Genomic DNA, 14,920 nt, shown 5'->3' on the forward strand with positions numbered 1-14,920 from the left:
TAGTATACGAGGAATTATCTAGACAATTTCCGCCAAATTAATTCACACGGACCATGTGTAAAGTACTGACTATACACTTTACAAAAAAACAATTGAAAAACAAGCACAACAGCAATAACAAACCAATACTCTAAGCGATCAAAATTAAGTGCTGCGGTTGGATATGCGACTTTAAAAAACAGAATAAAAATCACCGTTTGCATTAGATATAGCGTCAATGACATGCGTCCAGCCTGCTGTAGCAACAACCAGTTACTCGGGGTATTTTTAACTATTTTCACAATGACGTGGCAATAGCAAATGGCCATGGCTAGAGCTGCCAGCCAATTAATCGGTTCTACAATCGCGTACATAAATACGCTCTGATCCGAGTTTATCAGCAACCTCAGAGCCGTTAAACTTATTGCTATAGGAACAATCAACTTAAGCTGAGAGTGTGTTAAACCCTGAACAAATACCCTTTGTTTATATAAATAAACACCCACCAGCATTAACCCAGCAGCCATCCACATTGTGATCAGCGGCACTACAATAAGCATTATGATAAACATCAAAAAGTTACTGACGAATCCTGCAAAATAAGAAGAATAAGCCGCGTCATACGCCATTAAAAAGCTCTCAGAGCTTCTCGTTACAGGGCTAAACTCAGGCTCTATAAAGGCAAGTAAAAATGAAATGAAGGCACCAAGAAGTAAAAACAGCATGCCCATACGCAGTATTTTTTCATTATCTTGCTGACTAAATTTAAGCGTTAACCAGCCTGCACATGCATAAATAAACAAAATATCGCCAGCCCATAATAAAAATCCATGGGCAAGGCCTATACATGCCAAAACTTTTAGCCGTTTCTGTTGCTTCTCGACGCTTTGCCAAAGCTGCCATTGAATAACTAAAGACGCACCAAATAACAGACAAAAAAGGCTTCTAAAACGCCCATCAATAAACACTGTATTGATGGTATAAATGAGTGAATCTGAGAATGGTGGCGTAGCACTTGGCGTATAGTCATACTCAAACACTGCAAAGGTGTAGATGTTCATAAACATCAAACCGAGTACCGCAATACCCCGTAACACATCCATATTAAAATTGCGCATAAATCCCTTATAGGTTTTGTCTGCAGCTATCGCTCCAATTTACTGCATTTTCGTATATCTTGGGAAGATCAGCACTTTCAATACTTAAATAGGCAACAGCCTGTTCAAGCGCCCACCAGCTACCAGTTTCGTACGCTTTAACCGTTTCTAGTATGTAATAGAGAATATTTTTTTCTTGCATAAGGGCTGCATGAATATCGTCAGGAAACGGCAATCGATCCAATAGTTTTTCCATAGGCTGATCTAAGATGGCATCAAGTAATGAAAACAGCCCCGTTAAAAACGCCTCACCGGTTTGTTGCTTAGCGACACGCTGTGCAATGAGCTCACAAAATCGAGCTCTAACAACACAAAGCCGAGTAAGCTCAGCGGGTTTAGATTGGGCACTGTGGGCGGTAATAATTAAGCTTACAAACTTTTTCAGTCGTTCATGACCTAAATAGACAAGCGCTTGTTTTAATGAGCCAATTTTACTCTTGATAGGAAACACGCCGCTATTAATTAAGCGCAGCAACTTATAAGCAAGTGCTGTATCTAACGAAAACAAACCAGCAATCTCGCTGATGTTTGGATCTGGGCGCATGACTTCAGCATAAATTGATAATACCAGTGCGTAGTTGTAATCAATATCGCGATGCTGAATCATTTTGGGTTTTGCAAAGAAATAACCTTGGAAAAAATCAAAGCCCATTTTATAGGCTTTGTCGTAATCATCGGCTGTTTCAAGCTTTTCTGCCAAAAGCTTTATTTTTTTATGTTTTTTAAGTTTATTAACAACAGGGGCAATTTCTTCAAAGGGTGTTTGCTGAACATCAAATTTGATAAGACGAATGAGTTTTAAAAAGCGATCCCACTCAGGTTGGTAAACAAAATCATCCAGTGCCAACTTGTAGTTATTGTGAAAAAGCTCACGACAATATTCGTAGTTTTCGTCGGTAGGTTCCATAGTTTCGAGTAACTCGATCACCACATCTTGAGTTGGCAAAAACGCGCAAAGGTCCAGTTTCAAAGACTCTGGACCTATATTAATTAACGCTTTTTTGCCCGACGTAATATGACGGGTACCTAAATTGAGCTGGTTTTCCATAATGAGTCGAGCTGTTGCTGTACTCTCAGACACATCAGGAAAACTATTCTGTAAACTATCTCTAAATAGTAGCTCATAGGCGACAACTTGTTGACGACGATTAAAGACAGCTTGCCTAGCAACAAATACAGCCACTTTACCTACTTTTTATATTTTATCTCACACTAAGTAATTAATAGCTGAAATTGACAAAAAAGTCACTTAATTACCATGAATCACGCATTTTTTATTGATATAAGCCTGATAAATAGCCTTCTGCAACGGATTGCCACGTAAAACGGGCATTTTTAGCCTGTTCACATATTGCACACCATTGCTCTGGTTGTGATTTCTTAAGCTCAAGCGCATCGCTAAAACTAGTAACAAGTTCGTAGCTTTGTGATGCTAAACTCTCACCATGGAAACTAAAACCACTCACATGATGCTCTACCGTATCACGCAAACCGCCTACACCATGTACTAAACATGGCTGACCTGCTCGCATCGCTAACATCTGACTGATACCACATGGCTCAAACGAACTTGGCATTAAAAATAAATCGCCTAAGTGATACATGTATTCGCCAACAAAATGTGCGTACCCTTTTAAAAATAGCAGGTTTTCTTGACGAGCCATAACTGATGTCATAATTTGCTCAAGTTCAGCATCCCCTGAGCCTAAAATAATCATATAGCCGTTATGTTGTTTTAAGCGCTGACATAACTCATCTAACACCAGTCCTTTATCATAAGGCTGGCGAAGTAACAGTGCTTTTTGGTCCGTTAAACGACCCACACTGGTTACTAATGGCCCTGAAAACGGCTGAGTTTTAAATTTAAGTAAGCGTTGATGCGCGATGTAATAGCTTGAATCTAATACCGGGCTTTTTGCCATCCATTGAAATAACGCATTTTCGGCATGTTGATAAAGACTCGCTAAGCTAATGTCCTCAAGCTTCATTCCAGGATATTCGCAACCATTAAGAATGCCCACTACGCGGCCTTGTTCATAGGCAGCTTGCAAGTCAGCTTCAAGCCCTTCACCACCAAAAAAGCCCTTTTCAGCATCACTTGGACGCAGAACTTCTTGGCAATAGGTTGGCGAAACGAGGTGTACTTTATCAACCAGATTAATTGCTGTACGCATTGGATTAAAGCAATCAAAATAACGCGGATCGCATAATCGTTCGCCGTTATAGCCTAAGCTTGGGAACCAGGCTTCTAGACTTGAGCTATCTCCTTTAAAAGGACGTATCCCTTGCAGTGCAAGGTTATGAACTGTGTAAGCTAAAAATAAATGCGCTAGTTTTCTATAGCGGCTGTCTGTTTTAAGTAACAAAGCAACACAGGCACTATGCCAATCATGTAAGTGAACAACATCAGGAGTGCGGATCAGCCCTTGTAACAAAGCCTCACAAACCGCGACTGTTAAAAAGAGCAAATTTACTTGCATCGGTTGCAAACGGACGGCCTGGTTCATCATTACAATAAACAGCGCCGTTATGGCGGCTAAATTCCCAATGAGATATAAGCAGTTGCGTTACACCTTCATCACTGTTTGCAAGCTTCCACACATCCAGTTTTTGCATTTGACCTGCAAATGGTACATGCACTACACCTATGTGATGACGCTCTAAATAATCAAAGCCATAATCAGGGATCACCACATCAACACTAAGGCCTTTTTCTACTAACGCTTTAGGACAATCTCTAACAACATCCGCTACACCACCGACTTTTGCATTCGGTAATGCATCATTCTCTGCAGCTACCATCAATACATGCATGCTTTGCAGTACTCCATAAAACTGTTATACCAATCCGCACTACCACTTAATTAACGAATTGGTATTATTCAAATATAAATAAGGGAGGGACATGCCCTCCCTTTTTCATTTAGCGCGATTGCTTATGCAAGTCGTTTATTATCTTGCTCTTGTTGCTTTAACTTTTTTGCAAGTTCATTCAACATATCACGAGTTACCAATACAATCCCTTTTTTCGAGACTCTAAAGCCATTTTCTTTGTCGGCTTTGTGATCGTAACCAATTTCAAGCCCCGCGGGGATCTCACAATTGCGGTCAATAATAGCACGCCTAATTCGGCAGTTTCGCTGTATTTTCGCACCTGGTAAAATCACAGACTCTTGAATTTCACAAAATGAATGTACATACACATTCGAGAACAATAGTGATTTTCTCACTAACGATCCTGAGATAATACAGCCACCCGATACCGTTGAATCAACTGCCATACCACGTCTATCATCATCATCAAAAATGAACTTAGCAGGTGGTAATTGCTCTTGATATGTCCAGATTGGCCATTTTGGATCATAAAGGTCAAGCTGAGGCTCTGGCATTACCAGCTCCATGTTGGCTTCCCAGAACGAATCAAGGGTACCTACATCGCGCCAGTATGGCTGACCATCGGTGTTAGAGTCTCTAAACGGATAAGCAAACACGTTATGCTCTTCGATGATAGCAGGGATAATATCGTGACCGAAATCTCGGCCCGAGCCTTCCGTTTCAGCATCTTTTTTCAATTGTTCAAATAAGAATTCAGTATTGAAAATATAGTTACCCATTGATGCTAAGCAGGTGCCTGGCTTACCCGGCACAGAAGTTGGCGCAGCTGGTTTTTCATCAAAACGACGAACTCGATTACTTTCATCAACCGTCATTACACCAAATGTATCAGCAGCTTCCTCACAAGGTACTTCAATACAACATACTGTCATATCTGCACCTGTTTCAACGTGTTTTGCCAATAAACCGCCGTAATCCATACAGTAAACGTGGTCACCAGAGAGGATCATTACATACTTAGGCAGCTCATGACGGATAATATCCATATTCTGGAATACCGCATCGGCTGTGCCGCAGTACCATTCATCACCGTAACGCTGTGATGCTGGTAAGATCTCGACTGATTCGCCAAGTTCTTTCTTAAAGTGGCCCCATGCACGGTTTACGTGACGAATTAATGAGTGCGACTTATATTGAGTAGCAATACCAACACGACGAATACCTGAATTAATACAGTTCGACAGTGGAAAGTCGATAATTCGGTGTTTACCACCAAAATACACTGCTGGTTTAGCACGCCAGTCTGTTAATTCATGTAAACGTGAACCTCGCCCCCTGCTAGGATGAGGGCATACGTTTCTCTGGTTAAACTACTTATGTATCGATTTGCATAACTTGGCATAACTCTCTCCGTCTTAAGTTAGCTGCTTTTCTTCTGTGTGTTTTGCTGTGCACTAGAATCCAGTAATGGCTCCAAATGCCAGATGTCGTCACTGTATTGACTAATGGTTCTATCGCTCGAAAACATGCCACTGGCAGCAGTATTTAAAATACTCATTTTGGTCCAGTGAGCAGTGTCTAAGTAGGCTTGTTCAACTTGCTCTTGCGCTTCTACAAAGCTGGCAAAATCATGAGCGACTAACCATGGATCGTGCGGGCTCTTAATCGCCGCGATAATGTCGTCAAATAAATTAGGCTCAAACAAGTTAAAATGACCGCTCTCAAGTAATTGCATTACTTTATAGAGGCTGTCAGTTTGGTGAATAATCTGCTCAGGATTATAGTGCGCTTTGATATCATCAATTTGCTCTGCGCGAGCACCAAATAAGAAGAAGTTGTCAGCACCCACAGCATCACGAATTTCGATGTTAGCGCCATCTAACGTACCTATCGTCAATGCGCCGTTCATCATGAACTTCATGTTACCTGTGCCAGATGCCTCTTTACCTGCTGTAGAAATTTGCTCAGATAAGTCCGTCGCTGGGCAAATAGTCTCCATTGCTGTCACGTTGTAATTAGGTAAAAAAGCAACTCTTAAATACGGTTTAGCTAGCGGATCTTTGTTGATCACTTCTGCTACGTTATTAATTAATTTAATAATTTTCTTCGCCATGTAGTAACCTGGTGCGGCTTTACCGCCCAATAGCACACAACGAGGAACAATGTTTGCTGTATCGCCTTGGCGAATACGGTCGTAAAGGTGAATAACGTGCAGTACGTTTAATAGCTGACGCTTATATTCATGAATACGTTTAACTTGCACGTCAAACATCATTTCGGCATCAAACTCTACACCACAACGGTTTTTCACTAATTCAACAAGGCGTTGCTTATTGCTGTGTTTTACAGCTTGCCATTGCTTATGGAATTTAGGGTCGTCATATAAACGGCGTAACTGGCTAACTTTACTAAAGTCAGCAACCCATTCATCGCCAATATGTTGATTAAGCAGTTTAGCCAACTCAGGGTTACAGTGTGCTAACCAGCGACGTGGTGTTACACCATTGGTTTTGTTGTTGAATTTTTCAGGCCAAAGCTGATAAAACTCATTGAATAAGCCCGCTTTAAGAAGCTCAGTGTGAAGTGCAGCCACACCATTCACCGAATAACTACCCACAATCGCTAAATACGCCATGCGGATTTGTGGCTCAGGGCCTTCTTCGATAAGTGACAACGCACGTTGCTTTTCAACATCACCAGGCCAAGCTAACGCCACTTCAGCTAAGAAACGCGCATTGATTTCGTAGATAATCTCTAAGATACGCGGTAATAATCGGGCAAATAATGATACTGACCACTTCTCTAACGCTTCAGGAAGCAAAGTGTGGTTTGTATACGCCATAGTTTTAGTCGTGATAGACCAGGCTTCTTGCCAATCAAGCTCATACTCATCTACCAAAATTCGCATTAGCTCTGCTACTGCGATACTTGGGTGTGTATCGTTTAATTGAAAAACATGGTAATCGGCAAAGTCAGAGAAGTCTTCACCATGTTTGCTAACCCACGTATCAATGATGTCTTGTAAGCTCGCTGATGATAAGAAGTATTGCTGACGTAAACGCAGTTCTTTACCGTTCTCGCTGCTATCATTTGGGTAAAGTACCATGGTGATTTGTTCAGCTAAGTTTTTACGCGCAACGGCTTCTGAGTAACTACCTGCGTTGAATTCGCTCAAATCAAATTCGTCTGTGGCTTCTGACTTCCATAAACGTAGGGTATTGACAATATCGTTCTTGTAACCCGGAATTGGCACATCATAAGGCACAGCTAAGACATCGTGAGAATCTAACCATTGACGGTGCTCACGGCCATATTTATCAGTATAACTTTCAACATGACCAAAGAATTTTACGCGCTTTGATTGCTCAGGTGCACTCAACTCCCACGGGTGTCCTTCACGTAACCAGTTATCTGGTTGTTCAATCTGATGACCATTTTCAATAGCTTGATTAAACATGCCGTATTCATAACGAATACCATAACCAACCACAGGTAATGCAAGGCTTGCACAGCTATCTAAAAAACATGCAGCTAAGCGTCCTAAGCCACCATTACCAAGGCCTGCATCATGCTCAGCCTCAGCAACTTGCTCAAGTTCTGTGCAGTATTCTTGTAACGCTTTAGCGACTTGCTCATCTAAGTCTAAGTTTAAAATCGCATTACCAAGGGCACGGCCCATTAAAAACTCAAGTGATAAGTAAGCTGTTTTACGGCGTTTTTGTTCATGGATTTGTTGTTTTGTCACACGGCAACGAGCAACTAATCGGTCACGAATAGTTAATGCTAATGCATGGTATAAATACAGTTGTGATTTACCCACTTTGTCACGCCCAAGGGTGTAATAAAAATGGCGTGATAAATCATCGTCTAAGGTACTTTCATCAACTGTAGGCGCATCCTGCCAGCCCTTTACAATACATACTTGATCGGCATTTTTAGCCATGATTTAGATCCTCTGAATTGGCGGTAAAAACCCAGCTGCTCATTGCAGCAATCTGGTGTTCCTTATCAACAAATTGTGTTGACATTGGATGAATGCTGGTCAGTGCTAACTGCCACTTTCCTTTTTCTAAACTGGGAAGTTGGCAAGTTACCGGCTCTGCTCCTGCATTTAATATGATCAATAAAGCTTGATTTGTATGCTTGTCAGTCAGACTGTATATCAACACTTGGCGATCACCTTGATGCCAATCGTCTTGTTGCATATTGCTGCCTGATTCGGTGAACCACGCCACGTCATAACGCGGGTCATTATCGTGCACAAAAAAGCGATGTTTAAAAATACTGAACTGCTTACGAATTCGCAGTACGTCGTCAATGAATCGAGTTAGAGGATGACTGAATTGTGAGTCTTTCCATGCTAACCAGCTTGTGCGATTGTTTTGACAATAGGCGTTGTTGTTACCGCCTTGTGAGTGTGCCATTTCGCTTCCTAATGAAAGCATAGGCACGCCTTTAGAAAGTAACAAAGTTAGCAGCATATTTTTTTGTTGTTGTAAGCGTAATTTGCTCACTTGTGGGTCATTGGTAAAGCCTTCGACACCACAATTGAATGAATGATTACCACTGTGGCCATCACGATTTTGCTCACCATTGGCTTCGTTATGTTTATGCTCGTAGCTGACTAAGTCAGCAAGCGTGAAGCCATCATGACTGGTGATGAAATTAATACTATTAAGTGGCCCACGTAGGTTATGCTCAAACAAGTCGAACGAACCATGTAAGCGTTTTGCAAGTTCGCCAATTACGCCCTGCTCTTGTTTCCAAAAGCGTCTAATCGTATCGCGATATTTATCATTCCATTCACGCCAAGGCGCAGGAAAAGCCCCTAATTGGTAACCACCTGGGCCAATATCCCAAGGCTCTGCAATGAGTTTAACTTGGCTAAGTACGGGGTCTTGATTAATCGCTTGGAAAAACGCATGTGCCTGATTAAAGCCATTTGGGTTACGCGCTAAAATGGTTGCTAAGTCAAAACGAAAGCCATCGACACCCATCACTTCAACCCAATAACGCAAGCTATCAAGTACCAGCTGTAAAGAGCGTGGCGAATCAATATTTACCGTGTTACCACAGCCGGTATCATTAATATAATGCTGTGGCTTATCAGCAACGGTGCGGTAGTATCCTAAGTTGTCTAAGCCACGTAGCGATAAGATCGGTCCATCCGTGCCCGCCTCTGCTGTGTGGTTATAAACCACATCGAGTATCACTTCGATATCTGCTTTGTGAAGCGCCGCGACCATTTCTTGAAACTCACTAATATCATCATTAACGAGATACTCTTTATGCGGCGTAAAGAAGTTAAGCGTGTTGTAGCCCCAGTAATTTTGTAAGCCTTTGGCTGTTAAAAACTGCTCGCTGATAAAAGCATGAACTGGTAATAACTCTAAGCAAGTCACGCCAATAGTTCGTAGGTGTTCAATAAAGCTAGGGTGGCTTAAACCTAAGAACTTACCTTGTAACGATTTTGGAATTTCAGGGTGACGGCAAGTTGCACCAACCACATGACATTCATAAATAACCGTTTTTCCCCAGCAGTGATTCGGTTTTTTACCGCTGTAAGGTGCTAACTCACGGACTCGTGATTTTGGCATATCAATGGCATTGTTAACCTGACTTAACTTCCCTACAGGCATTTGCCCATAGTGACGTTCACTCCAAGTAAACTCACCATACAAGTCTCGGGCATACGGGTCTAACAGCAGTTTGTGATTATTAAAAAAGAGTCCTTTTTCGGGTGCGTACTCACCATCAGCGCGAAAACCATACAAGGCGCCACTTTTCAGAGGGCTCACTTTTAGTGTCCAGATACCACCTTCATTCATATGCATCGCTAAGGTGAGAATTTCTGAATGACCACTGCTATCAAATAAGCACAATGACATATGTTGTGCTTGTGGCGCGTACACAGCAAAGTTCACGCCATTACCGATAACAGACGCACCCAACGGCGAGCTCACACCGACTTCGAGTTCGACACTATGACTCATCCTTCACCTTCTTAAGGTAAATTGTCGCAAGACCAGGCAAAGACACGCTAATGCTTTGATTAAAGCCATGGCTTTCTTTCGCTTCGCTTACAATGATTTGCTCTGCATGATTAGTTGCTGCAACGCCAGAACCAAAATAGTCCGCCATATCTGTATTCAAAATAACTTGATAAGCACCTGCTTTTGGCACACCAATCACGTAGTCGTGATACACCTGCGGCGTTAAGTTACAGATCACCACCACAAAGTCTTCAGCTTTTTTTGCATAGCGAATAAAGCTAAACATACTTTGTTCAGCATTATTGCTATCGAGCCACGCAAAACCCGCAGGGCTGGTATCTTGCTCGTATAAAGCTGGCGTACTGGTGTAAACAGCATTTAAATCTTTAATCGTTTGCTGCATGCCACTGTGGCTAATATGTTCAAGTAGATGCCAATCAAGTGATTGATCGTGGTTCCACTCTTTGCGCTGGGCGATTTCTGCACCCATAAACAATAACTTTTTACCTGGATGCGCCCACATAAAGGCATAGTATGCACGTAAGTTTGCAAACTTTTGCCAGTCGTCCCCTGGCATTTTTTCAATTAATGAGCCTTTACCATGCACCACTTCATCGTGGCTAAGCGGTAAAATGTAGTTCTCACTGTAGGCGTAAACCATTGAAAACGTCATTTCATGGTGGTGATGCGAACGGTAAAGGGAATCGCGCTGCATATAATGCAAACTGTCATTCATCCAACCCATGTTCCACTTATAACCAAAACCTAAACCATCATGGTCAACTTGGCGCGTAACACCCGGCCATGCTGTGGACTCTTCAGCCACCATCATAATGCCTGGATTTTTCGCATAGCAGCGCATATTGACTTGTTTTAAACACTCAATGGCACCTAAGTTTTCTCGGCCACCGTACTGATTTGCAACCCATTGCCCTTCTTCACGGCTGTAATCTAAATAAAGCATTGAAGCAACCGCATCCACGCGTAAACCATCAATACCAAATTCATGCAGCCAGTACATTGCATTCGCAATTAAAAAGCTACGAACCTCTGCACGGTCATAATTGTAGATATAGGTATTCCAATCAGGGTGAAAGCCTTGTCTTACATCGGCATGTTCGTATAAGTGGGTACCATCAAAACGATGTAAACCATGTGGATCACTTGGGAAATGACCAGGTACCCAGTCAAGAATAAGGCCAATATCGGCTTCGTGACATTGCTCAACGAAGTAAACAAAATCTTCAAAGCTGCCATAGCGACTGGTCGGGGCAAATAATCCAACGGGTTGATATCCCCAAGAACCATCAAAAGGGTATTCACTAATTGGCATTAATTGCAGATGCGTAAAGCCGAGCTCTTTAGTGTAAGGAATAAGATTATCAGCAAGTTCACGCCATGTTAGATAGCGCTCACCGTCATCTCGTCTTTGCCAAGAACCCGCGTGCACTTCATAAATACTAACAGGCGCATCAACACTGTTTCGTTTCGCACGATTTGCTAACGCTTTTTCAGAAAGTTGAATTCCCGTTTTTAGCTTTTGCAGTACTGATGCCGTACCCGGTGCTTGCTGCATCTTAAACGCAAATGGGTCGGCTTTATCAAGCACTTCTCCGCTCACAGTGGTGATAGCAAATTTATAGCATTGATGCTCTTTAAGCCCTGGGATAAATAACTCCCATACCCCACTGGCAGGATGAAAACGCATAAAATGACGGTTACGCTGCCAATAGTTAAATTCACCAATAACAGATACACTACTGGCATTCGGCGCCCACACAGTAAAACGAACACCATCAACGCCTTGTTGAGTGACAAAATGCGCACCAAAATGCTGATAGGCATGCTCTAAACTGCCTTCATTAAACAGATACATTGCCTGTTCATCTAAGCTGCTTTCAAAGCTGTACTCATCATATTGTTGATGAGTAAATTCATTGCTATAGCTAACATCTAACTGGTAGTTCGGCTTAGCTTTTGATTTGATATTTGCGATAAATAAATGACTATCACCTTGTTGCTGCGCAACGATTTTTTCTGTGCCAAGCAGAATCGAAACACTGCTTGCGCCAGGCAAAAAGCAACGAATTTCATAGCTTGTAGGGCCACTTTTATGCGCTCCAAGAAAGCTGAAAGGATCTCTAAAACAACCACTGGCTAATGCATCGATTTGTTTTTGATAAATAACAGTTTGTGCACTTTGCTCTTGACGAACACGACTTCGCATTATTGATTCCTTATCGAAATTAAATTGGCTAAGAATGACTGTTGCGCTTCGATAATCTGCGCCGCAGGACGCGACAATAAACGCCGCCAATTTGGGTACTCTTTATCAGTGCCTGGGATATTTACAGGCAGTATTTGCTGATCTAAGTCATCTATCTGAATAGTAAATAGCTTTGCTGGTGCTGCCGCTAATGAAGATGCCAACGCTCCATAAACTGTAAAGGCATCTGTTTCTAACGATAAGTGCTGGTTTGACTCTCGTGCGATAAAATTAAGCATACGATGCTTTTCAATGTTTCTCGCATCGAATTGAGCCCGAGTTTGCTCATCATCAAGCAAACCATATTGTTGTTTAATCGTAATATCATGACCAATCCACCAGCCTTTGAATGGTGGTACGTCATGGTTGGCTATCATTAAAAGACTATGAGGAGCAAAATGCTCAGCCGCTAAAAACTCGCCTTGGTGATCTTTTTCAAAGTAAAACAACCCATTTGAATAGATTGCACTTGCTTTTAGTGCTTCACGTACTTCATTAGGTACAACACCTAAATCTTCGCCAATCACCACACATTGATTGAGGTGAGATTCAATCTTAAGAACTGCTAATAATTGCTCAAATGGGTAATAGACATAACAGCCATCTTGCTGGGTGTTATTTTCAAAACACCACCAAAGACGACGAATTGCCATTACATGGTCAATCCTAAGACCACCCACATCTTCCATATTGGCGCGGATAAGTGAGCGATAAAAAGCAAAGTTGTCTTTACTTAGCTTTTGTGGATTGAGTGCCGGCAAGCCCCAATTCTGACCATGTTCAGCCCAAGGATCTGGCGGAGCTCCAACATGTGCATTTTCGGCAAATAGCTCATTTTGGCTCTTGAACTCACTGCCATCACCTGCACAACCAACGGCTAAGTCATTAATAAGGCCAATTGCCATACCACTGTCACGGGCAGCTTGCTGGCAGATATTTAATTGAAGGTGAGCTTGCCATTGTAAATAACTAGCATAATCACGGTCCCCAACCAACATGGTCGACAAGCTGTGTATATGGGATTCACAAAAACGAGCGAACTGCTGTTTTCGCTGTGCTGAAGCAAACTCACAAAAATGCTGATACAAAAGACTAAACACTTGATATTTGAAATCACTAACCGAAGTGTAATCAATATAAGGCGCACTATTGTGGGGCTTAGCAGCCAATAGTTTATCAAGTGAACTGTTATTTTTGGCGTCTTCACATAATGACACAGCAATATACAGCGGGTTCAATAAGGCTCGGCTATTTGGACTGTAAGGACTTGCTCGCTCAGGGCTGTGCTCAAAGAGTAAATGCAGCGGGTTAAGTAACACATAATCCATGTTATGTGTTGCAGCTTCTGTAATTAGTTTTGCTAAATCAGCAAAGTCACCAATTCCGAGCCCCTCTTCATTGCATAAGCTATAAAGCTGAATCGATAAACCCAAACGCTTTTTATCATCAATAGAAAAGCACTCTTTTGGGGTAATCCATAACTGACTGTGGGATTGCTGATCTGCCACAGTAATGAGGGCATCATGATAACCAATTGGCATGTCAGGAACTGGCAAAGCAAGCTCAAGATAACGAATGCCGTTTAGACCATAATCACCAAGGACAGCTAAGCCCTGTAAGTTTTCACGCGTAAAGTGAATATCAAGCGAAGGCACGCTTAATGTACATGAACGTGATAATAAACGCTCATCAACGCGTACTTTCAGAATTGGGTGGTGTGCCTCAATAATACTTGTATGAGGCAACAAGTTCAGCCAAGTACCTGCATCTAATGCAAAATTAAGTTGTTTAATTGCATCTGCATCTTGGGTATCGATACCACAACAACTAAGTGCCTGCCTACGTGTACTTTCATCGAAAATGACATGTTCGCCAGTGTACTTAGTATATTCATAGCCTATGCCATGCAGGTAATATAACTGCGAAAGTGACTGCATTAAAACACCTAAGCGCGTTGGGTATTAACAATGCTGTTATCAGTACCAAAACCGTTTGGAATATAACCATCAGCTTGGTGATCGTTGTCCCATGTTTCGCCATTGATTAAGTAGCGGAAGTGAAATTCTTGATCAAGCGGTAAGCGCTGTTTGCATTTGAATACTTGTTCTTTTTTATTGAACTTCATTGGCACGGGTTGCCAATCTGTGAACTCTGCAACTAATTGTACGTCATCAGCGTCAGGGTGTTGGAATTCAAAGGTAACTTCTGTTTCGTCTTTAGTTTTAAAAAAACGTTTACTTAGCATAGTGGGCTCCAATTCAACCAATTGGTAAATTAATCCTTGCCACAGTACCGCATTGACGACTCATTCAGCGGAAGCTGTGCGTTCCAGGTCTCTAAACTTGCTTACTAAAACATCAAGTTCACTGTTAGTAAATCAAACCTATATTTACGCATTATGACAGTGCAACTGTTTGTTTTTCGCACCACCATAGTGCACAAAACATACAAAAACTACAATAATCATATTGCTATATTATTACGAGCAATAACTGAACCAAGTTGATAATAAAATATACTTTATTTTCAGTACCTTTTTTATCAACTCACATCGCAACTTATAAAAAAATAGATAACAATTTAGGTTGGGTAAAGTGAATAAAATTGAAGTGGAGAATTAGAGCAATCATACTAAAAGAAACACGACTTCGTTCGTCAAAAACACATTATCGATAATTTACAAAAACAAA

Annotated in this window: 7 protein-coding genes and 2 pseudogenes; all 9 read right to left on the bottom strand. The window is 41.7% G+C overall.

Annotated elements, in window-relative coordinates; all coding sequences use genetic code 11:
- Positions 1–14: 14 nt before the first annotated feature.
- The 9 genes and pseudogenes from P4S60_RS19290 to P4S60_RS19330 all read right to left on the bottom strand — a co-directional run bounded on the left by P4S60_RS19290 (position 15) and on the right by P4S60_RS19330 (position 14,475).
- Positions 15–1,097, bottom strand: coding sequence for a DUF418 domain-containing protein (locus P4S60_RS19290; RefSeq protein WP_337117139.1), 1,083 nt, complete (start codon positions 1,095–1,097; stop codon positions 15–17).
- Between the two features lie 7 nt (positions 1,098–1,104).
- The gene (locus P4S60_RS19295) at positions 1,105–2,319 is read right to left on the bottom strand and encodes an EAL and HDOD domain-containing protein (protein WP_337117140.1); all 1,215 of its coding nucleotides are present in this window, start codon (positions 2,317–2,319) and stop codon (positions 1,105–1,107) included.
- A 91-nt stretch (positions 2,320–2,410) separates the two neighbouring features.
- A pseudogene (locus tag P4S60_RS19300) lies at positions 2,411–3,950 on the bottom strand (glycogen synthase).
- A gap of 122 nt (positions 3,951–4,072) precedes the next feature.
- Positions 4,073–5,373, bottom strand: a pseudogene (gene glgC, locus P4S60_RS19305) (glucose-1-phosphate adenylyltransferase).
- A gap of 18 nt (positions 5,374–5,391) precedes the next feature.
- Positions 5,392–7,914: a glycogen/starch/alpha-glucan phosphorylase gene (locus tag P4S60_RS19310; RefSeq protein WP_337117141.1), complete on the bottom strand. Its 2,523-nt coding sequence runs from the start codon at positions 7,912–7,914 to the stop codon at positions 5,392–5,394.
- The gene (gene glgX / locus P4S60_RS19315) at positions 7,907–9,964 is read right to left on the bottom strand and encodes a glycogen debranching protein GlgX (protein ID WP_337117142.1); all 2,058 of its coding nucleotides are present in this window, start codon (positions 9,962–9,964) and stop codon (positions 7,907–7,909) included. Before glgX ends, P4S60_RS19310 begins: the two co-directional genes overlap by 8 nt.
- Complete coding sequence (gene glgB, locus P4S60_RS19320) at positions 9,954–12,191, bottom strand: 1,4-alpha-glucan branching protein GlgB (protein WP_337117143.1); 2,238 nt, start codon at positions 12,189–12,191, stop codon at positions 9,954–9,956. The genes glgX and glgB overlap by 11 nt, the downstream gene beginning before the upstream one ends.
- The gene (gene malQ / locus P4S60_RS19325; RefSeq protein WP_337117144.1) at positions 12,191–14,167 is read right to left on the bottom strand and encodes a 4-alpha-glucanotransferase; all 1,977 of its coding nucleotides are present in this window, start codon (positions 14,165–14,167) and stop codon (positions 12,191–12,193) included. The genes glgB and malQ overlap by 1 nt, the downstream gene beginning before the upstream one ends.
- 8 nt (positions 14,168–14,175) lie before the next feature.
- A complete protein-coding gene (locus P4S60_RS19330) occupies positions 14,176–14,475 on the bottom strand; it encodes an isoamylase early set domain-containing protein (RefSeq protein WP_054562386.1) in 300 nt (99 codons plus the stop codon).
- Positions 14,476–14,920 lie beyond the last annotated feature (445 nt).

This window comes from Pseudoalteromonas sp. Hal040 (assembly GCF_037162425.1).
GTDB lineage: Bacteria > Pseudomonadota > Gammaproteobacteria > Enterobacterales > Alteromonadaceae > Pseudoalteromonas > Pseudoalteromonas gelatinilytica.